Source organism: Streptomyces capparidis, from assembly GCF_054782095.1.
In genome coordinates this window covers 115,359-132,817 of the sequence record NZ_BAAGTD010000023.1, presented here as the reverse complement: position 1 = coordinate 132,817, position 17,459 = coordinate 115,359, and the positions used below count along the sequence as shown (strand labels likewise).

Sequence of the window (17,459 nt, the reverse complement as noted above, 5' to 3'; positions counted from 1 at the left end):
CCCCGGCCGGGGCCGGCCGCGCCGGCCGCGGGCCGCGGCGAAGGCCGTGGGACAGACGCGGGGCGGGTGCGGCACACCGGTCTTCGGCGCCCGGGCCGGACCCCCGCCGCGGCCGGCCGCGAGGCCCGCCCCGCCGGGCAGCGGGCGGCGGGGGGAGCGGGCGGGGCGGCGGACGGGTCGTGGGCGAGCAGCGCCGCCTCGGTGCGGCGCAGGCCGGGGCCGGGGTCGGCGCCCAGCTCCCGGGCGAGCGTGCGCCGCGCGGCGCGCAGCGCGCCGAGCGCGTCCCCCTGGCGGCCCGACCGGTACAGGGCCAGGGCCAGCAGCTCCCAGCCGCGCTCGTCCAGGGGGTGCTCCGCGGTGTGCTTCTCCAGCTCGCCCACCAGCGCCGCGTGCCCGCCGAGCGCGAGCTGCGCCGTGTACAGGTCCTGACGGGCGGCCAGGCGCAGCGCCTCCAGGCGGGCCCGCTCGGGCGCGGCGAACGCCGCGTCGGCCAGGTCCGCGTACGCCGGGCCCCGCCACAGGTCCAGCGCCCGGTGCAGCACGGTGGCCGCGGCCGCGGGGTCCCCGGCGCGCAGCAGTCGTCCGCCGCGCGCGGCCAGGGCGGTGAACCGGTCGGCGTCCACGGCGCCGGCCGGGAGCCCCAGCGCGTAGCCGCCGCCGACCCGGGTCACCGCCCGTGCGGGCTGCCGCGGCCCCCTGGCCGGTTCGAGGAGCTTGCGCAGCCGCCCGATGTAGGAGTGCAGCGTGGCGGACGAGGCGGCGCCGTCGCCGTCCCAGGCCGCGGCGATCAGCGCGTCCTGGGTGACCGCCCGCCCGCCCGCGGCCACCAGCACGGCGAGGACGGCGCGCTGGCGGGGCCCGCCCAGCGGCACGGCCCCGCCCCCGACCACGGCCGTCACCGGACCGAGCACACCGATACGGACGTCCACCACGTGCCTGCCTCTCCCGTGCGGCGCGGCGGACCTCCCCCGGCCCGCGCGCGCCGCGCCCTCCCCGCGACTTGCGGATCCCGCACGTCACGACGTCGCCGGGCGGCGGAAGGTTGCGGTGGCTGGCCCGCGGCGCACGTCACGGATTCGTGACGGCGGCGCCGGCCGCGGGCGGGGGAGCGCCGCCGCCCGCCCGCGGCCCGGGGTGTCGTCCCGCGCGGTCGCCGCTCCGGGTCAGCGCTCCAGGTCACCGCGCATGGCGACGAACAGCCGGGACGCCTCGGGCAGGTCGCTGTCGGGGAACAGCGCCACGCCCGCGGTGTCCTCGTCGGCCCAGCCGCAGATCACGTTCCCGTCCTCGGCGAGCGAGGCGAGCATGCACTCCACGGACCCGCCGAGCGGCCCGGGGTCGGCCACCGGCTCCGCGGTGGGCTGCCCGAGCGCGGCGTCCCACTGGATGTGGTCGAGCATCCCGCGCCACAGGTGCTCCCGGCGCTCGGTGGTCTCCTCGGGCACCCGGTCCACCGCCACCGCGAGCACATACCGGCCCGCGCCGTCGAAGCCGGCGCCGGAGTAGTTGTTCATCACCAGGTTCATGCCGTCCCGCATCTCACCCGGGTCGATGACCAGGTCCGACACGCCGTCCTGCCCGGTGACCTTGGCCAGGCCGCCCGCGGTGGCGGCGTCCACCACCCGCCGCGCCCCGTCGGCGGGCGAGGCGCCGTCCGACGGCCCGGCGCCTTCCGTCGGAGTGGAGTCCGTCGGCGTGGCGGACGGGCTCGCGGCACCGGAGGAGTCGGCGGGCAGCGGCGGCCCTTCCTCCTCCTGGCAGCCGCTCAGCACGGCCACGGACACCAGTGCGGTGACGACGGCGGCACGGACGGCGGGCACACGAAGAACACCCACGGTTTCTCTCCCCCCACAGGGCCGGCACACGGCCGGCCGCGACGATCGCGGTCACGGCGCCGGCGCCCCTCGGCGCCCCGCCGTGGGACGAGCCTGCGGCACGGCTCTGGCAATCCACTGGCAGCCCCCCGGGGGCCGCCCCGCCCGCCGTCCCCCGGGCACCTGGTGGTATCAGTGATACCGTCGGTGTCATGGACGAGCCGAAAGCCATGAGCCTGCGCTTTCCCGACCCGGAGCAGCGCGCGGCGATCGCGGCCGCCGCGAAGGCGGCGGGGGTGAGCATGCAGGAGTACATCCTGTCCGCCGCCTACGAGCGCGCCATCGCCGTGGAGGCGGCGTTCCTCGACGGCTTCCGCTCCTCCATGGCCCGCAGCGGCGAGGCGTTCGCCGCCGAGGCGGGCGAGGGCGACCCCGCTCCGGAGCAGCGCGCGGCCGAGGCGCAGGCCCGCCGCGACCTCGGCGACGACGGGCGGGGCCACGCCGCGTGAGCCGTCAGGAACCGCCCCGCCTCGACGTGTCGTTCCTGCTGCACGCCGCGGAGCTGCTCCCCGGCGACCCGCAGGTGGACGACTACGGCGTGCTCTACGCCGCCGTGTCCCGCGTCCACGCCCGGGCCATGGACCGGGACATCTACGGCTCCCCGCACCTGAAGGCGGCCGCGCTGCTCCAGACCCTGGTCCGGCTGCCGTGCCTGGAGCACTCCAACCACGCCTACGCCTGGCACTGCGCCGAGGCGTTCCTCTCCCTGGCCGGCCACACCCTCCACTACCCGCCTAAGGAGGCGGTGGCCCTGGTCAGGGACACGGCGAACGGCACCCTCGGCGTCGCCCGCGTCGCCCGGCAGTTGCGCGCCTGGACCACGGCCTGAGCCGGGCGCCGGTCCCGCGGCGCCCCGCCCCCGGGCTACCGCCGCTCCGCCAGACCGCGCACGAACGCCGCCTGCCCCGCGTGCTCCAGGTCGTCGTCGACGACGCTGACCAGCCGCACGCCCAGCGTCACCGGCGGGTCCCACGACTCGTCCACCACCCGGTCCAGGTCCGCCCCGTCCAGGCCGCGCACGAACTCGACCGTCCGCTCGTGCACGGCGTCGTGGTAGCCCAGCAGCAGCTCCGCGTCCGCGCGCACCGCCGCTACCTGGCCGCTGTCGTGCCCGTACCCGGTGTCCTCGGCGGGCAGGGGCAGCCCGAACCGCTCGTACCAGCCCTGCGACGTCCACAGTTGCGGGCCACCCGCCGCGTCGGCGACGTGGTCGTCCTGCACCCGGGTGAGGTGCCACACCAGCCAGGCGACCGAGTTGGCCTCCCGGTCGGCGCGGTGGGCCAGCTCGTCCGCGCCCAGCCCCTCCACCGCCGTGTGCACGGCCTCCTTCACCCGCCCGAAGGCGTCGGCCAGAAGGTCGGTGTGGTCCACGTCCCTCTCCTCACTGCCGCGTCGCTGCACTGCCGCCTCACCGGGGGACGCCGCCCTCACGCGCGCGACCCCGCTCCCGCCCGTGTTCCCCCGTTCCATGGTTCCCCACCCGGCGCGAGGCCGCCTTTCCGGCCGGGAACGCCCACCGGTGCTACACTGTGCGGGTCTCATCCCCGAGCGAAGGAGACAGAACGTGGCAGGTGACGACGAGATCTCCGGCTGATACCCGGAGCCGGCCGGCAACCTGCGGGCGCGCCCAAGCGCCTGCGCCGTTGCTGCCCTGTCGTCCCCCCTTGCCCGTTCCGTGCCGGGCGGCCGCCGAGCGCGCCCGCACCTCATTCCGAGGTCTTCTCCGCGATGTCCATCGACGCCTGCGTCGTCTGCTCCCACCTGTCCTTCTCCTGGCCCGACGACACCCCTGTCCTCCAGGACCTGTCCTTCGCCGTCGGCCCCGGCCGCACCGGGCTCGTCGCGCCCAACGGGGCGGGCAAGTCCACCCTGCTCAAGCTGATCGCCGGTGAGCACCGGCCCACCGCCGGTTCGGTGACGGTGCGTGGCACGCTCGGCTACCTGCCGCAGAGCCTGCCCTTCACCGGCGGCCTGACCGTCGCCGAGGTGCTGGGCGTGGCGCCCGTCGTCGCGGCCCTGGACGCCATCGAGTCCGGGGACACCGCCGAGGAGCACTTCGCCGTGATCGGCGACGACTGGGACATCGAGGAGCGCACCCGCGCCCAACTGGACCGGCTCGGCCTCGGCGACGTCTCCCTGGACCGGCGCCTGCACACCCTCAGCGGCGGCCAGGTCGTGGCGCTCGGGCTCGCCGGGCAACTGCTGCGGCGGCCCGACGTGCTGCTGCTGGACGAGCCGACGAACAACCTCGACCAGGACGCGCGCCGCAGGCTGCACGCCGTCCTGGACGACTGGAAGGGCTCGCTGCTGGTGGTCAGCCACGACCGGGCGCTACTGGACCGCGTCGACCGCGTCGCCGAACTCGAACGGGGCGGGCTGCGGCTGTACGGCGGCAACTTCACCGCCTACCAGGCGGCGGTCCGGGCCGAGCAGGAGGCCGCGGAGCGCGGCGTGCGCCACGCCGAGCAGGAGCTGAAGCGCGAGAAGCGGGAGATGCAGCAGGCCCGCGAGCGCGCCGAGCGCCGGGCGGGCACCGCCGCCCGCAATGTGAAGAACGCCGGTCTGCCGAAGATCGTCGCCGGGCACCTCAAGCGCAGCGCCCAGGAGTCGGCGGGCCGCTCCGGCCAGACGCACGCCGGCCGCGTCGACGGGGCCAGGGCCAGGCTGGACGAGGCGGAGCGGGCCCTGAGGGACGACGACAGGCTCGTGCTCGACCTGCCCGGCACCAACGTCCCGGCCGGGCGCACGGTCTTCTCCGGCGAGCGGATGCGGGTCACCCGCGGCGGACGGGCCCTGTTCGCCGGGCAGGGCGCCGACCTGGTGGTCCGGGGGCCCGAGCGGATCGCGCTGACCGGGCCCAACGGCGTCGGCAAGTCCACGCTGCTCCGCCTGGTCAGCGGTGACCTGGAGCCGGAGGGCGGGCACGCACGGCGGGCCGCGGGCCGGGTCGCCCACCTCTCCCAGCGCCTGGACCTGCTCGACCCGGACCGCACCGTGGCCGAGAACCTGGCCGCGTCCGCGCCCGGCATGCCCGAGCCGGAGCGGATGAACCTGCTGGCCCGGTTCCTCTTCCGCGGCGTGCGCGCCCACCTCCCGGCCGGAGTGCTCTCCGGCGGCGAGCGGCTGCGCGCCACCCTGGCCTGCGTGCTGTTCGCGGAGCCCGCGCCCCAGTTGCTGCTGCTCGACGAGCCGACCAACAACCTCGACCTGGTGAGCGTCGCCCAGTTGGAGAGCGCGCTCACCGCCTACCAGGGCGCGTTCGTGGTGGTCAGCCACGACGAGCGGTTCCTCGAGGAGATCGGCGTGACCCGCCGCCTCGAGCTGAGGGAGGGCCACCTGCGGGAGCGGTGACGGGGCGGCCGGTCACCCGGTGCCGGGCGGGGCGGTGAGCATGGCCAGGCGCCGCCGGGCGTACTCCGGTTCGAGCAGCCACCCGTTCGCTGCCTCCCAGGCGTGCACGGCGGCCCGCGCCGCGGCCAGCCGGTGCGGCGGCAGGGCGGGGCAGGGCAGGTCGGCGAGGTCCAGGTCCACGTGGTCGACCCGGGCCTCGTCCCAGTCCAGCAGCCCCACCCCCGCCGCGGACACCCGGACGTTCCCGGCGCACGGGTCGCCGTGCACCACCGCCGTCGGCACGCCGCCGAGGCCGCGCCAGGCCCGGCGGCAGGCGTCCACCGCGGCGTCCGGCATCGCGGAGAGGTCCACGTCCCCGCCGCGGTCCCGGCGCAGCAGCTCCCGTGTCGAGCAGAACCCCGGGCGCTGCGGCCGGCCCCGGGTCAGCGCGTGCAGCCGCCGCAGCTCCGCCGCCACGTCCGGCCAGTCCCGGTCCCGGGGCGGGACGCCCTCCAGCCACCGCTGCACGACCACGCCGCCCACATGCCTGCGGCCGTCCGCGGCGGGCACCACCTCCGGCACCCGGAACCCGTGGCGGCCGAGGAACGCCAGCAGGTCCAGCTCCCACTCCAGCGCGGCGGCCGCGCGCCGGCTGCGCCGCGCCACCAGCCGCTCGCCGCCGCGCCAGACCTCGACCACCTCGTTGCGGGCGCCGCCGCCGAGCGGCCCGACGACACCGACGTCCCCCCACGCGCGAAGCTCCTCCAGCATCCGCGGAATGCTGCCAGGCCGGGACCGGGAACGCCACTCGGCGCCGCCCGCCGCGGGGGCGCCGGCGCGGTGTGGTAGGCGTGGACGTGGAGACCGCGGCCCGCAGCGGCGGGCCGCCCAGGGCGAAGGGAAGCCGCGATGTCCTCCTCCCGCACCGGGCCGGGCCCCCGGCCGTCCGCCCCCGCCCGCCCGTGGGCCGTCTTCGACCTGGACGGCACGCTCGCCGACGTGCGCGGGCGGCTGCACTTCCTGGAGCGGCGCCCCCGGGACTGGGACGCGTTCTTCGCCGCCGCGCCCGAGGACCCGCCGCTCGCGGAGGGCGTCGCCCTCGCGCTGTCCCACGCCGCCACCGGCGACATCGCCTATGTGACCGGACGTCCGGAGCGCTGCCGCGCCGACACGCTCGACTGGCTGGCCCGCCACGGCCTGCCGCCGGGCCCGCTGCTGATGCGCGGCCCGCGCGACCGCCGCCCGGCGCGGGTGGCCAAGCCGGCGCTGCTGCTGCGGCTCGCCCGGGACCGCCCCGTCTCGCTCGTCGTCGACGACGACCCCCAGGTCTGCGACGCGTACGAGGCGGCCGGGTTCACCGTGCTCCGCGCCACCTGGGCGGAGAGCGCCCCCGTCCTGCGCACCGCGCAGGAGCGCGAGGGCCGCACCTGACGCCGCGGCGGCAACCCCGCCGTTCTCCGGGCGCCGCGGCCCGGCCGGGTGCGCGGCGGCTATATCGGTGGCGACCGGGAACGCGCGCCGTTAGCCTCGCGCCGTGATCCACGAGAGTCCGCTGGCATACCTGATCGGCCTCGAAGGGCTCGCCCTGCTGCGGTCGTTCACCGGGGAGTTCGACCGCGAGTTCGTCGAGGCGCGCCTCGCCGAGGTCCGCGGGCTGCTCGACGACGCGTCGCTGGCTGACGCGGCCGTGGAGGTCGCCCGCCTGGACACGGTCGAGGGCTACCGGATCTGGTCCGCCACGTACGACGGCCCCAACTCGGCGTTCGCCTACGACGAGCCCCTCGTCGCGGAGCTCGCCGCCGCGCTGCCCCCGGGCGTGGCCCTGGACGCCGCGTGCGGCACCGGCCGGATCTCGGCCCTGCTGGCGGAGCACGGCCACCGGATCGTCGGCGTGGACAGCTCGCCCGACATGCTGGCGCGGGCCGTCGAGCGGGTGCCGGACGGCGACTTCCGCCGGGGCGACCTGCGCCGGCTGCCCGTGGACGACGACGCCGTCGACCTGGTCGTGTGCTCCCTGTCCCTGACGCACCTCCCCGACCTGCGCCCGGTGATGGCGGAGTTCGCCAGGGTGCTGCGCCCGGGCGGGCACCTGCTGACCGCCGACATCCACCCCGAGTGGGTGGCGCGGGGCGCGATTCCGCCCCTGCGCCGGCCGGACGGGCAACCCGGACGGCCGGCGAGCCACCGCCACTCGACCGGGGACCACCTGCGCGCCGCGCTCGCGGCGGGGTTCCGGCTGCGGCGCTGCGAGGAGCCCTTGACCCCGGTCGGCGACCGGCCGCCGAACCCGCCGAGGGCGCCGCTGACGGAGCTCGGGCCGTGGGAGGTGTGGCCGTGGGGCCTGGCCGACCTGGTGCCCGAGGCGGCGGCAGCGGCGAACGACGGCGTGCCGAGGATGCTCATCTGGCAGTACGAACTCGCCGGCCCGTGACACCGCGCCCCCGCCCGGCGGCAGTCCGGCGGGGAGCCCGCGGCGGCGGCGCCCCGTCCGGGTGCCGCGCGGTCAGCCGCGCTCGGTGCCGACGGCCTCGGGCGCGCGGCGGGCCGCGGAGCGCTCGACGGCGGCGAGGAGCCGGTGGTGGCGCAGGGCCTCGGTGAAGTCGGGGTGCGCCGGGCGCTGTTCGGTGATCGCGCGGGCGACCTCCCAGTACAGCGCGGCGATGCGCAGCGCCGGGCCCTCCGGGATCCCCGCCGGCAGGTGGCGGCGGCGGTCCGGCACGGGCACGGGCTCGCCGTCGATCCGCACGTCCCAGTCGGTCCAGTGCATGTACATGCCCGGCCGGACCGGGGTGGCGGTCAGCGTGCCGCGCTCGCCTGCGAACGTCAGCCGGAAGCCGACGCGCTCCGGCCGGTCGCCGCCGAGGACCGCCACCGTCGCCGTGGCGCCGCTCGCCAGGACGCCGTGCAGCAGCACCTGGCCGGGGGTGCCGTTGGCCGCGGTGTCCCCGGTGCCGTCGAGCAGCACCCGGTCGTGCGTCCGGTGCAGGCGCGCCGAGACCTCGGTCAGCGGGCCGGTGATCCGGTCCAGGGTGGCCAGGAAGTGCCCGGCCATGATGCTCAGCACGGACGCGCCCCGGGCCGGGTCGAGCGTCCAGGCCAGGCCCGGCGGGATGGTGGCGCCTCCGAACGGGTCGCCGTCCGCGACCATGACCACGGACTCCAGCGCCCCGATCCGTCCGTCGGCGATCAGGTCGGCGACGAACCGGGCGTCGGGGGAGTGGACGCCCTGGAGGACGACCGCGTGGCGCACCCCCGCGCGTTCCGCGGCCTCGGCCAGCTCCCCGGCCTCGGCGGCGTCCACGCCGAGCGGCCACTCCGAGACCACGTGCTTGCCCGCGTCCAGCGCGGCGTGGACGGCCTCCGCGTGGTCCGGCACCTTCACCGACACCACGACCAGGTCCACGTCGGGGTGCGCGGCCAGCGCCCCGGCGCCGACGAGCGCGTGCCTGACCCCGTGGGCGGCGGCGACCCGTTCGGCGCCGGCCCGGTTCCTGGTGGCCACCGCGGTGACCTCGAACTCGGGCAACCCCGCGAGAGCGGGCAGATGGGAGTGCGCCGCCCAGCCGCTCGCCCCCAGGACTCCGACTCTGATCACGCCGCCCGCCTCTCCAAGTTGTGTACCGGACGGTATGAAACTAGTGCGGCGGAGCCTCCGGGGCAAGAGGTAATGTACCGACAGGTATGGAACTGACCGAGGGGAGCGATGTGCCAGGAGGCCGCCCGCGCTCGTTCGACACCGACGCCGCCCTCGACCGCGCCCTGGAGATCTTCTGGCGGCAGGGCTACGAGGGCACGTCGCTGAGCGAGCTGATCGCCGCGATGGGCATCAACAAGCCCAGCCTGTACGCCGCCTTCGGCAACAAGGAGGAGCTGTTCGGCAAGGTGCTCGCCCGCTACCTGCACGGCCCCGGCGCCTACGCCGCCGCCGCGCTCGACGCCCCGACCGCGCGCGAGGTCGTCGGGCGGATCGTCCTCGGCAGCGTCGAGCTGACCGCCGGGGACGGCACCCCCCGCGGCTGCCTGACCGTCAACAGCGTCCACGCCTGCGGGCCCGACTCCGCGCGCGTGCGCGAGGAGGCGGTCGCCTGCCGCAAGGCCGGCGAGGCGGCGCTGCGCAGGCGCCTGGAGCGGGCGACCGACCTCCCGCCGGGCTGCGACCCGGCGGTGCTGGCCGCGCTCGTGCACACCGTCACCGACGGCATCGCCGTCCAGGCGGCCGCCGGCCGCGGCCGTGACGAACTGCGGCGGGTGGCGGAGCTGGCGCTGCGCAACCTCCTCGGCGAGGACTGAGACGCCGCGGGGGCCGCGGCCGGCGCCCCGTCAGGCGGCGTCCAGCCGCGCCAGCTCCCGCGGCGTCAGCGTCAGGGCCGCCGCCCGCGCCGACGAGCGGACCGATTCCGGGCGGGTGGCACCCGGGATGGGGACGACGTGCGCGGAGTGGGACAGGTGCCAGGCCAGGCAGACCTCCTGCGGGGTGGCGCCGCGCTCCTGGGCCACGGCGTGGAACGGGGTCGGGTGCGGGGTGCGGCCGGGGCCGTCCAGGGCGCTGCGGGCGATACCGCCCAGCGGGCTCCACGGGAGGAAGGCGATGCCGAGCCGGTCGCACAGGCGCAGCTCGGGGAGGCTGTCGCGGTGCCGGGGCGAGTAGCGGTTCTGGACCGACACCAGGGACTCCCCGAGGACGGCGCGGGCTTCGAGGATCTGTTCGCAGGTGACGTTGGAGATGCCCGCCGCGCGGACGAGGCCCGCGTCGAGGAGGTCCCGCAGCGCGCCCACCGAGTCCGACCAGGGCACGTCGGGGTCGGGCTTGTGGAGCTGGTACAGGCCGATCGCGTCCACGCCCAGGCGCCGCAGGGAGCCCTCGCAGGCGCGCCGGATGTGGCCGGGGCCGCCGTTCACCGTCCAACTGCCGTCACCCGGGCGGGTGCGTCCGCCCTTCGTGGCGACCAGGACGCCCGAGGAGTCGCCGGGCCAGGTGGCGAGGGCGTGGGCGATCAGCTCCTCGTTGTGCCCGCGCTCGTCCGCGTGCCAGTGGTAGGAGTCGGCCGTGTCGATCAGGGTGATGCCCGCGTCCAGGGCGGCGTGGACGGTGGCGGTCGCGCGGGCGCGGTCGGGGCGGCCCTCGATGGACAGCGGCATGGCGCCGAGGCCGACGGCGCTGACGAGGGTGGTTCCGATACGGCGGGTGAGCATGTCGTTCAGGCTTTCGTCGCGAGGTCGGCGGGGGATTCGACGGCGGATTCGGCGACCGCGCGCGGCAGCCAGTCGGTGACCGCCGTGAAGGGGAAGCCGAGCGCGGCGGCGCGGGCGTTGCTCATGGCGTAGGGGCGGTCGAAGGAGAACGGGGAGGCCGGCTCCCCCTCGGGCGCGATCCGGTACACGGGGGACGCCGAGGCCGTGGCGGCCGCGACCGCGTCGCACAGGTCCGTCACGGTGAGGGAGCCGTGGGAGGCGGCGTTGACCGGACCGGTGACGGCGTCGGGCCGCGTGGCCGCCCAGCGCAGGAACGCGGCGATCTCCTCGTGGTGCACGAACGAGGTGGGGGCCGGGTCGCGGTGCACGGCGACCGGGCGGCCGGCCCGCACCCGCTCCACGTAGTGGCGCAACCGGCCCGTGAAGTCCCGGGGGCCGCCGCCGAGGACATGGGCGCTGCGCACGGCGGCGAACGGGAACACCGGGTCGCGGGAGAACACCGCCTCCGCCTGGCGCTTGCCCTCCGCGTACGCCGCGGCCTCGCCGAGCAGGCCGGTCAGCGCGGCCGGGGACCGCCACGGCAGGTCCCACCGCACCGCCCAGCGGGCCGGGTCCACGGCGCTCTCCAGGACCGGGGCGGCGGCCGGGGGCCGCGGGGACGGGAAGGTGGCCGGGTCGTACACCTCCATGGTGGACGTCATCACGTAGCGGGCGGCGCGGCCGGCGAAGACCCGGCGGGCGACGGCCGCCTGGAGGGGGGTGTAGCAGACCTGGTCGACGACGGCGTCGAAGGTCCTGGCCCCCAGGGCGCGCCGGAGGGCCTCCTCGTCGTCCCGGTCGGCGACGACGTGGTCGGTCCCGGGCGGCGGCGGCGCCGAACCCCGGTTGACCACGGTGACGCGGGCTCCCGCGGCCCGGAGCAGGTGGATCAGGTGGCGGCCGAAGTAGCGGCTGCCACCGATGACGCAGATCTGTTGCATGGGGACCAGCCTGGCCGTGTAGCGTCCACAGCAGTAGTGCCGACCTTCCGCCCTCGTATTAAGGAAAACTGTTGATCGACGCCCATCGGCTGCGGGTGCTGCGGGAGGTGGCCGCGCACGGCAGCTTCAACCGCGCCGCGGCCGCGATGCTGCTCACGCCGTCCGCCGTCTCGCAGCAGATCGCCGCGCTGGAACGGCAGCTCGGCACCCGCGTCGTCACCCGCAGCACCCGCGGCGTGGCCCTCACCGAACCGGGGCGGCTGCTCGTGGAGACGGCCGAGACGATCGCGGCCGAGCTGCGGCACGCCCGGGAGCGGATCGACGAACTGACCACGGGCCGGGGGCGGCTGACCGTCGCCACGTTCACCAGCGGCGGCCGCGTCCTGCTGCCCGGCGCGCTCACCCGGTTCGTCGCCGCCCATCCGCGGGTGGAGGTGAACGTGGTGGAGCGGGAGCCCGAGGACAGCCTGCCCATGGTCCGGCGGGGCGAGGCGGACCTGGCCGTCGCCTACCACTTCGACGGGCCGCTGCCCGTGCTGCCCGGGGACCGTACGGGGCTGAGGTGGACCCCGCTGGCCGAGGACCCGCTGTCCGTGGCGATGCCCGCCGCCCACCCGCTGGCGGCCCGGGCGTCCGTCGACCTGACCGAGCTGGCCGGGCAGCCGTGGGTGATCGGCTGCTCGAAGACGGAGGCGTTCCTGCGCGACTACGCCGCCGCGGCCGGGTTCGACCTGAAGGTCAGCGGCTCCACCACCGACTACCACCTGGCCCAGGCCCTCACCGCGGCGGGCCTCGGCGTCAGCCTGGTGCCCCGCATCTGCCTGGCGCCGCACACCCCCGGCCTGGCCGTCGTCCCGCTGAACCCGCCCCGCCCCGCCCGCTGGATCGGCGTCGCCACCGGCAGGCAGCGGCACGGCCACCCGCTGGTCCGGACCCTGGCGGAGTGGCTGCGGGAGGAGGCGCGGTCGCTGCCCGGCGGGTGACCGGCGCCGGGCGCCGTTCCGCCCCGCACTGACGGCACACCCGCCACAGCAGTGGACGCGTTGCACACAAGGCGTGGACCGACGACTCACGACACCCGGATTTCGGCTGGGCATCCTGGTGCGGCAACGACGGCGGGTCCGAGGGCCGTGCGCCCCCGCCGATCTCCGTCCATACCGAAAGAGGTTGTCCGTGAGGAAACCACGTCTCGCCACCGCCGCGATGATCGGCGCGCTCGTCGCCGGCACCGGCGCGCTGTTCCCGGCATCGGCGCAGGCGGCGCCCACCTACTGGACGTTCCAGAACCACCGCTTCGAGACCTGCCTGACGGCCGGTCAGAGCGGGTCGGCGTTCGCCACGACCTGCAACCTGGACAGCCACTACCAGCAGTGGGACTGGGTCGGCGACGCCGGTTTCAAGCAGCTCAGGAACCGGGCGACCGGCCGCTGCCTGATGACCGACAACAAGACGTCGGTCAACGCGGTGTGGACCAGCGCCTGCGACAGCTCCGCGCTGGGGCAGAAGTGGTGGTACTTCGCCGACACCTACACCCTCCAGGGCCTGCTCGGCGACGGCGACGACTCACTCCTGCGGACGAGCGACACCAAGGACGCCGTCTACGCCACCAGGGGCCGCAGCGAGGCCGACTCCTACTACAACTGGTGGGGCTTCTGACCGGTTCCGGACACGGCGTCCACCAGGGCGTGGGCGCCGTGCCGGTAGGCGGTGGGCGGCACGCCGTAGGCGGTGCGGAAGGCGCGGCTGAAGTCGGTGGCGCGCGGGAACCCCCATCGGGCGGCGATGGCGTGGACGGGGACGGCGCGCTGGGCGGGGTCGGACAGGTCGCGGCGGGCGCGCTCCAGGCGCTGGCGGCGGATGGACGCCGCGACCGTGTCGTCCTCGCCCTCGAAGATGCGGTGCAGATAGCTGAGGGAGATGTGGTGCGCCGCCGCGATCGTGCGGGGGTTGAGCTCCGGGTCGCCCAGATGCCGCTGGATGAACGCCCGGACGCGCAGGCGCAGGACCCGCCGGCGGGAGTCCTCCGGCACCCGGGGGCCCGCGTCGAGCTGGTGGGCGAGCGCCGCGGTCAGCAGCTCCAGGGCCACCACGCCCAACCGGGGGGCGTCGGCGGGCCGGTAGGAGGCGGAGCCGCTGACCAGGCTCCCGAGGAACTGGGCGAGCAGGGCGCCCACGCCCTCCCGCCCGGACAGGCGCCGGCCCAGCAGCCGCCCGGTGCCGCCGCCGGGCAGCGGCAGCAGCGCCCGGGGCACCTGCGCCCGCACCAGCGCGGCCGTCCCGTGCCGGGCGGCGAGCCGCACGCGGAAGGGCCGCGACCCGTCGCACACCGCGAAGTCGTGCGCGCCCAGCACCGTCTCCCGGCCGGCCTGGCTCACGCCCAGCTCTCCGCGCAGGGCGAGCACGACGGAGCACGACGGCTCCGGGCGAGCCGCCCCGGCCGCCCGGGGAGCGCCGGGCCCGGGGGCGCACCACAGCTCGGCCGGCGAACACGTCAGCCCCATGACGTGCACGTCCGCCAGGACCAGCACCCGTGCGGTGGCGCGGAAGCCTCCCGGGGCCGCGCCGAGCACCCGCATCGGGTGGGCGCACCCGGCCTGGAACCCGTCGAAGCGGGCCAGCCGCTCCCCGGGTGGGAAGTCCTCGCTGCGAAACACGGTCCCGATCACTGTTCCCTCCGGCTGCCACCGCGGTCGCCCCGCCGGTCGGGCGGTGCCACCACGTCCCCGTTGTGCGGCGCCGCAGGGCGTACCCGGTCGGATCCGGCCGCTAACCGGGCCCGTGGGACCACCGGCCGGACCGAAGGGAAGTTCGGTCCTCCGCCACTTCGCGTTGCCCGGGAGGACCCCTCCGCTTCACCCGGCCGGGCCCGGGGGCGCCGGACCGGGCGGCGCGGCTCAGGGGTTCGCCGGGGCGGGCGACGCGTGGGCGGTGCGCAGGGCGGAGAGGAAGGTGTCCGCGGGCTGGGCGCCGGAGACGCCGAACGCGCGGTTGAGCACGAAGAAGGGCACGCCGGTGGCGCCGAGGCGGCGCGCCTCGTCGATGTCCGCCGCCACGGCGTCCGCGTACTCGTCGCCGTCCAGCACCCGCCGGGCCTCGTCCTCGGGGACGCCCACCTCGGCGGCGAGCCGCACCAGGGTGTCCGGTTCGTCGACGACCTCGCGCTCGACCAGGTGGGCGCGCAGCAGCCGCTCGTGCATCCGGTCGCCCAGCCCGTGCCGCGCCGCCAGGTGGCCCAGGCGGTGGGCGTCGAAGGTGTTGACCGAGACGGCCCCCTCCAGGTCGTACGTCAGGCCCTCGTCGGCGGCGAGGCCGCTGACGTGCCCCATCATCGCCCGCACCTGGGCGGGCGGCGCCCCCGTCTTCCGCGCCAGCGTCTCCACGGCGGGCCGGCGCAGGCCCCTGGGGTGGGAGGGGTCGAGCTGGAAGCTGTGCCAGTGCACCTCGACCTCGCCGGCGTGCTCGAACCGGGACAGCGCCGACTCCAGGCGCCGCTTGCCGATGTAGCACCACGGGCAGACGATGTCGGACCAGATGTCGACGCGCAGCGTGCTCACCGGGCGCACATCCCGTCCGCGCAGTCGAGGGCGGCGCCCGAGCCCAGGTCGGTGAGGGCCGGGGGAGCGGCTTCCGCGGCGGCGCGCTCCTCGGAGGGCGTGTCCGGTCCGCCGGGAGCGGGCCCGGCGGCGGGTGCCGCCGCGCCGTCGTGCGGAGAGAGGGCAGGCATGGTCATTCCCATCGTCGTGTCGTGGTGCGCCGTCCGTGCCGGGCGCGGCCGGGGGCGCCGGGCGGTGCCGCCGGGTGGTGCCGCCGGGGTCAGACGGCGGCGTTGCGGGCGGCGGCCTTGCCCTTGCTGACCGCCTCCTCGTGCGCCTTGGCCTTCGACGCCTCGGCGAGCGGGATCAGCTCGGCCATGGCCGGGTTGGAGTGGGCCAGGGTCAGCTCGGGAACGATGAAGTCCACCTCCATGCCCAGCATGTCGCCGAGCACGGCCTTCAGGTAGTTCTGCACGTACTCGAAGCCCTCGCGCGGGGTGCCGGGGGCGTAGGAGCCACCGCGGCTGGCCACCACGTACACCGGGGTGCCCTTGACCGGGGACTCCTCCACGGCGGCCGTGCGGCCCACGAGTATCACCTGGTCGAGCCAGGTCTTCAGGGTGGACGGGATCGTGAAGTTGAACATCGGGGCGCCGATGAGCACCGCGTCCGCGCTCTCCAGCTCCTCGATCAGCTTCAGCCGCGCGGCGAAGGCCGCCGCCTGCTCAGGGGTGTGGTCGGCGGGGTCGGCGAAGCCGGCGGACGCGGTGAGGGCGTCCAGGTGCGGCACCGGGTCGGCGGCGAGATCGCGGCGGATGACGGTGCCCTCGGGGTGCTGCTCCTCCCATGCCCGGCGGAACAAGGCGGTGACCGAACGGGAGGAGGAGGCGGACTCGGGCCACAGGGAGGAGTCGAGGTGCAGCAGCGTTGCCATGGGAGGTCTCCAGGAGGTGAAGGGGAACGAGCGGCGGAGTGGTCCACCATTCGTGTGTACCTACTAATAGCATAGGTGCTTACTATTCTGCACCTGCTATGAGGGCGATAGTACACTCGTGGGCATGAGGGAACCGGCCACAGAGCCCTGCAAGACGGTCGACGGCGCCATCACCCGTGTCTTCGCGCTCCTCGGCAAGCGCTGGACGGGCCTGATCGTGGCGGTGCTGCTGGAGCGCCCGGTCCACTTCGCCGAGCTGCGCCGCGCCATCCCCGGCATCAGCGAGCGCATGCTCTCGGACCGGCTGACCGAGCTGGCCGCGGCGAGGCTCGTCCTGCGCGAGGTGGACGAGGGGCCGCCGCTGCGGGTCTCCTACCGGCTGACCGAGGCGGGCGCGGCCCTCGAACCGGCCCTCGGGGAACTGGCCCTCTGGGCGGAGAAACACCTCCCGGAGGCGGAGCGCGACCTGGGCCCCTGCCCCAAGCGGACGACCGCCCGGTCCGCGCGGCAGGAGACCGGAACGCCTTCGGGCCCCGGCTCCGCGCGGTAGCCCCGTCCGCCACGGGCCGGGCCCCGCCACCCGCTCACTCATATGGTTGCACTGTCGAACCTTCTGGTTGTACGGTCGAACCATGACGAGGGAGCGCAGAGCCGACGACCCTGTCGTCCTCCAGGAGTCCCTGGCGGCTTTCGTCCGTGCCTTCGGGCTGCACCAGCCGGAGAGCACGCCCTGCGGACAGCAGATCCCGGTGTCCGAGGCCCACGCCTTGGGGGAGCTGGCGAAGGAGGGCGAACTGCGGCAGGTGGAGCTGACCCGGCGGCTGCGGTTGCAGAAGAGCACCGTGAGCCGGCTGGTGGGGCAGCTCACCGCCCGCGGGTGGGTGGAGCGCGCCCCGGCGCCCGAGGACGGGCGCGGCGTGGTCCTGAGACTGACCGCCCCGGGACGGCAGGCCGCGCGGAACCTGGCGGACGCGCGGCGGGAGCGGTTCTCCCAGCTGCTCGCGTCGATCCCGGCCCATGAGAGAGCGGGCGTGCTCCACGCCCTCGACGTGATGGTGGAGGCATTGGATGAGTAGCGGCAACCGGCGGTCCGGGGCGGCGCGGGCGGTGCTCGGCTGCGCGGCGGCGGCCCTCGCCCTGACGGCCTGCGGAACCGAGCAGGACCGGAGCGGGCAGCAGGGCGAGCGGCAGCGGACGGTGGCCGAGCGGGGCCGCGACGTCATGCCCTTCGACCTGGAGCGGACCACGCACCGCTTCACCCCGACACGGACCGGCGGGGTGCAGGACGTGGTGGCCGACCGGCGGGGCGACGCGGAGCAGACCCGCCTGATCCGCGCCCATCTGCGCGAGGAGGCCGAGGTGTTCGCCCGCGGGGACTTCGGCGACCCGGCCCGCATCCACGGAGCGGACATGCCGGGCCTGGCCGCCCTCGAGGACGGCCACGACCGCGTCGAGGTGCGCTACGAGGACCGTGCGGACGGGGCCACCCTGACCTACGCCACGCGCGACCCCGCGCTGGTCGACGCCCTGCACGACTGGTTCGAGGCGCAGCTCGGCGACCACGGCGCGCACGCCGAGCCGGGCCGGTGAGGACGCGGCCTCCATCGCCGGCCGG

The 17,459-nt window shown here is 76.3% G+C and carries 22 protein-coding genes; 11 read left to right on the top strand and 11 right to left on the bottom strand.

Going from position 1 to position 17,459, the window contains the following annotated elements; genetic code table 11:
* The coding region (locus tag ACYVO2_RS19930; protein ID WP_461009244.1) for an AfsR/SARP family transcriptional regulator at positions 1 to 932 on the bottom strand (932 nt) is incomplete at its 3' end.
* Positions 933 to 1,163: 231 nt separating this feature from the next.
* Complete coding sequence (locus tag ACYVO2_RS19925; RefSeq protein ID WP_461009243.1) at positions 1,164 to 1,835, bottom strand: hypothetical protein; 672 nt, start codon at positions 1,833 to 1,835, stop codon at positions 1,164 to 1,166.
* Between the two features lie 191 nt (positions 1,836 to 2,026).
* Between ACYVO2_RS19925 and ACYVO2_RS19920 the strand changes: the two genes are divergently transcribed.
* Both ACYVO2_RS19920 and ACYVO2_RS19915 read left to right on the top strand, forming a co-directional pair.
* Positions 2,027 to 2,323 carry a type II toxin -antitoxin system TacA 1-like antitoxin gene (locus ACYVO2_RS19920; protein WP_461009242.1) on the top strand — a complete coding sequence of 99 codons (297 nt, stop codon included), beginning with the start codon at positions 2,027 to 2,029 and terminating at the stop codon, positions 2,321 to 2,323.
* A complete protein-coding gene (locus tag ACYVO2_RS19915; protein WP_461009241.1) occupies positions 2,320 to 2,703 on the top strand; it encodes a fic family toxin-antitoxin system, toxin component in 384 nt (127 codons plus the stop codon). The genes ACYVO2_RS19920 and ACYVO2_RS19915 overlap by 4 nt, the downstream gene beginning before the upstream one ends.
* 35 nt (positions 2,704 to 2,738) lie before the next feature.
* On the opposite strand, the gene ACYVO2_RS19910 is transcribed toward ACYVO2_RS19915, so the two are convergent.
* Complete coding sequence (locus tag ACYVO2_RS19910) at positions 2,739 to 3,245, bottom strand: mycothiol transferase (protein WP_461009240.1); 507 nt, start codon at positions 3,243 to 3,245, stop codon at positions 2,739 to 2,741.
* A 357-nt stretch (positions 3,246 to 3,602) separates the two neighbouring features.
* On the opposite strand from ACYVO2_RS19910, the gene ACYVO2_RS19905 reads away from it, so the two are divergent.
* Positions 3,603 to 5,225, top strand: coding sequence for an ABC-F family ATP-binding cassette domain-containing protein (locus ACYVO2_RS19905; RefSeq protein ID WP_461009239.1), 1,623 nt, complete (start codon positions 3,603 to 3,605; stop codon positions 5,223 to 5,225).
* Between the two features lie 12 nt (positions 5,226 to 5,237).
* Here the strand turns inward: ACYVO2_RS19905 and ACYVO2_RS19900 are convergent, their stop codons facing one another.
* Positions 5,238 to 5,975 carry a phosphotransferase enzyme family protein gene (locus ACYVO2_RS19900; protein WP_461009238.1) on the bottom strand — a complete coding sequence of 246 codons (738 nt, stop codon included), beginning with the start codon at positions 5,973 to 5,975 and terminating at the stop codon, positions 5,238 to 5,240.
* A gap of 138 nt (positions 5,976 to 6,113) precedes the next feature.
* Between ACYVO2_RS19900 and ACYVO2_RS19895 the strand changes: the two genes are divergently transcribed.
* Positions 6,114 to 6,635: a phosphatase domain-containing protein gene (locus ACYVO2_RS19895; RefSeq protein WP_461009237.1), complete on the top strand. Its 522-nt coding sequence runs from the start codon at positions 6,114 to 6,116 to the stop codon at positions 6,633 to 6,635.
* Between the two features lie 103 nt (positions 6,636 to 6,738).
* A complete protein-coding gene (locus ACYVO2_RS19890) occupies positions 6,739 to 7,635 on the top strand; it encodes a class I SAM-dependent methyltransferase (RefSeq protein ID WP_461009236.1) in 897 nt (298 codons plus the stop codon).
* A 72-nt stretch (positions 7,636 to 7,707) separates the two neighbouring features.
* Here the strand turns inward: ACYVO2_RS19890 and ACYVO2_RS19885 are convergent, their stop codons facing one another.
* A complete protein-coding gene (locus ACYVO2_RS19885) occupies positions 7,708 to 8,799 on the bottom strand; it encodes a Gfo/Idh/MocA family protein (RefSeq protein WP_461009235.1) in 1,092 nt (363 codons plus the stop codon).
* Between the two features lie 86 nt (positions 8,800 to 8,885).
* Between ACYVO2_RS19885 and ACYVO2_RS19880 the strand changes: the two genes are divergently transcribed.
* The gene (locus ACYVO2_RS19880; RefSeq protein WP_461009234.1) at positions 8,886 to 9,494 is read left to right on the top strand and encodes a TetR/AcrR family transcriptional regulator; all 609 of its coding nucleotides are present in this window, start codon (positions 8,886 to 8,888) and stop codon (positions 9,492 to 9,494) included.
* 30 nt (positions 9,495 to 9,524) lie between these two features.
* Here the strand turns inward: ACYVO2_RS19880 and ACYVO2_RS19875 are convergent, their stop codons facing one another.
* The gene (locus ACYVO2_RS19875; RefSeq protein ID WP_461009233.1) at positions 9,525 to 10,397 is read right to left on the bottom strand and encodes an aldo/keto reductase; all 873 of its coding nucleotides are present in this window, start codon (positions 10,395 to 10,397) and stop codon (positions 9,525 to 9,527) included.
* A gap of 5 nt (positions 10,398 to 10,402) precedes the next feature.
* On the bottom strand, positions 10,403 to 11,377 hold the full coding sequence (locus tag ACYVO2_RS19870) for an NAD-dependent epimerase/dehydratase family protein (RefSeq protein ID WP_461009232.1): 975 nt from the start codon (positions 11,375 to 11,377) through the stop codon (positions 10,403 to 10,405).
* 71 nt (positions 11,378 to 11,448) lie between these two features.
* Between ACYVO2_RS19870 and ACYVO2_RS19865 the strand changes: the two genes are divergently transcribed.
* Complete coding sequence (locus tag ACYVO2_RS19865) at positions 11,449 to 12,360, top strand: LysR family transcriptional regulator (protein WP_461009231.1); 912 nt, start codon at positions 11,449 to 11,451, stop codon at positions 12,358 to 12,360.
* Positions 12,361 to 12,550: 190 nt separating this feature from the next.
* Positions 12,551 to 13,033, top strand: coding sequence for an RICIN domain-containing protein (locus ACYVO2_RS19860; RefSeq protein ID WP_461009230.1), 483 nt, complete (start codon positions 12,551 to 12,553; stop codon positions 13,031 to 13,033).
* On the opposite strand, the gene ACYVO2_RS19855 is transcribed toward ACYVO2_RS19860, so the two are convergent.
* The 4 genes from ACYVO2_RS19855 to ACYVO2_RS19840 form a co-directional block, all read right to left on the bottom strand.
* Positions 13,012 to 14,031 (bottom strand): AraC-like ligand-binding domain-containing protein, encoded by a 1,020-nt coding sequence (locus ACYVO2_RS19855; RefSeq protein WP_461009229.1) that lies wholly within the window; start codon positions 14,029 to 14,031, stop codon positions 13,012 to 13,014. The genes ACYVO2_RS19860 and ACYVO2_RS19855 overlap by 22 nt on opposite strands.
* Positions 14,032 to 14,271: 240 nt before the next feature.
* The gene (locus ACYVO2_RS19850; protein ID WP_461009228.1) at positions 14,272 to 14,931 is read right to left on the bottom strand and encodes a DsbA family oxidoreductase; all 660 of its coding nucleotides are present in this window, start codon (positions 14,929 to 14,931) and stop codon (positions 14,272 to 14,274) included.
* Positions 14,928 to 15,101 carry a hypothetical protein gene (locus tag ACYVO2_RS19845; protein WP_461009227.1) on the bottom strand — a complete coding sequence of 58 codons (174 nt, stop codon included), beginning with the start codon at positions 15,099 to 15,101 and terminating at the stop codon, positions 14,928 to 14,930. The genes ACYVO2_RS19850 and ACYVO2_RS19845 overlap by 4 nt, the downstream gene beginning before the upstream one ends.
* A gap of 89 nt (positions 15,102 to 15,190) precedes the next feature.
* A complete protein-coding gene (locus ACYVO2_RS19840) occupies positions 15,191 to 15,844 on the bottom strand; it encodes an FMN-dependent NADH-azoreductase (protein ID WP_461009226.1) in 654 nt (217 codons plus the stop codon).
* Between the two features lie 124 nt (positions 15,845 to 15,968).
* Between ACYVO2_RS19840 and ACYVO2_RS19835 the strand changes: the two genes are divergently transcribed.
* The 3 genes from ACYVO2_RS19835 (at position 15,969) to ACYVO2_RS19825 (ending at position 17,434) form a co-directional block, all read left to right on the top strand.
* Positions 15,969 to 16,394, top strand: coding sequence for a winged helix-turn-helix transcriptional regulator (locus tag ACYVO2_RS19835; RefSeq protein ID WP_461009225.1), 426 nt, complete (start codon positions 15,969 to 15,971; stop codon positions 16,392 to 16,394).
* Between the two features lie 82 nt (positions 16,395 to 16,476).
* A complete protein-coding gene (locus ACYVO2_RS19830; protein WP_461009224.1) occupies positions 16,477 to 16,920 on the top strand; it encodes a MarR family winged helix-turn-helix transcriptional regulator in 444 nt (147 codons plus the stop codon).
* The gene (locus tag ACYVO2_RS19825) at positions 16,913 to 17,434 is read left to right on the top strand and encodes an aspartate carbamoyltransferase (protein ID WP_461009223.1); all 522 of its coding nucleotides are present in this window, start codon (positions 16,913 to 16,915) and stop codon (positions 17,432 to 17,434) included. The genes ACYVO2_RS19830 and ACYVO2_RS19825 overlap by 8 nt, the downstream gene beginning before the upstream one ends.
* The last annotated feature ends 25 nt before the right edge of the window (positions 17,435 to 17,459 follow it).

Bases quoted from the DNA above. Each gene is read 5' to 3' on its own strand.
- ACYVO2_RS19835 (WP_461009225.1), top strand. From the start codon at position 15,969: ATGAGGGAACCGGCCACAGAGCCCTGCAAGACGGTCGACGGCGCCATC.
- ACYVO2_RS19900 (WP_461009238.1), bottom strand. From the start codon at position 5,975: ATGCTGGAGGAGCTTCGCGCGTGGGGGGACGTCGGTGTCGTCGGGCCG.
- ACYVO2_RS19870 (WP_461009232.1), bottom strand. From the start codon at position 11,377: ATGCAACAGATCTGCGTCATCGGTGGCAGCCGCTACTTCGGCCGCCAC.
- ACYVO2_RS19845 (WP_461009227.1), bottom strand. From the start codon at position 15,101: ATGCCTGCCCTCTCTCCGCACGACGGCGCGGCGGCACCCGCCGCCGGG.
- ACYVO2_RS19905 (WP_461009239.1), top strand. From the start codon at position 3,603: ATGTCCATCGACGCCTGCGTCGTCTGCTCCCACCTGTCCTTCTCCTGG.
- ACYVO2_RS19840 (WP_461009226.1), bottom strand. From the start codon at position 15,844: ATGGCAACGCTGCTGCACCTCGACTCCTCCCTGTGGCCCGAGTCCGCC.
- ACYVO2_RS19830 (WP_461009224.1), top strand. From the start codon at position 16,477: ATGACGAGGGAGCGCAGAGCCGACGACCCTGTCGTCCTCCAGGAGTCC.
- ACYVO2_RS19895 (WP_461009237.1), top strand. From the start codon at position 6,114: ATGTCCTCCTCCCGCACCGGGCCGGGCCCCCGGCCGTCCGCCCCCGCC.
- ACYVO2_RS19825 (WP_461009223.1), top strand. From the start codon at position 16,913: ATGAGTAGCGGCAACCGGCGGTCCGGGGCGGCGCGGGCGGTGCTCGGC.
- ACYVO2_RS19920 (WP_461009242.1), top strand. From the start codon at position 2,027: ATGGACGAGCCGAAAGCCATGAGCCTGCGCTTTCCCGACCCGGAGCAG.
- ACYVO2_RS19875 (WP_461009233.1), bottom strand. From the start codon at position 10,397: ATGCTCACCCGCCGTATCGGAACCACCCTCGTCAGCGCCGTCGGCCTC.
- ACYVO2_RS19880 (WP_461009234.1), top strand. From the start codon at position 8,886: ATGGAACTGACCGAGGGGAGCGATGTGCCAGGAGGCCGCCCGCGCTCG.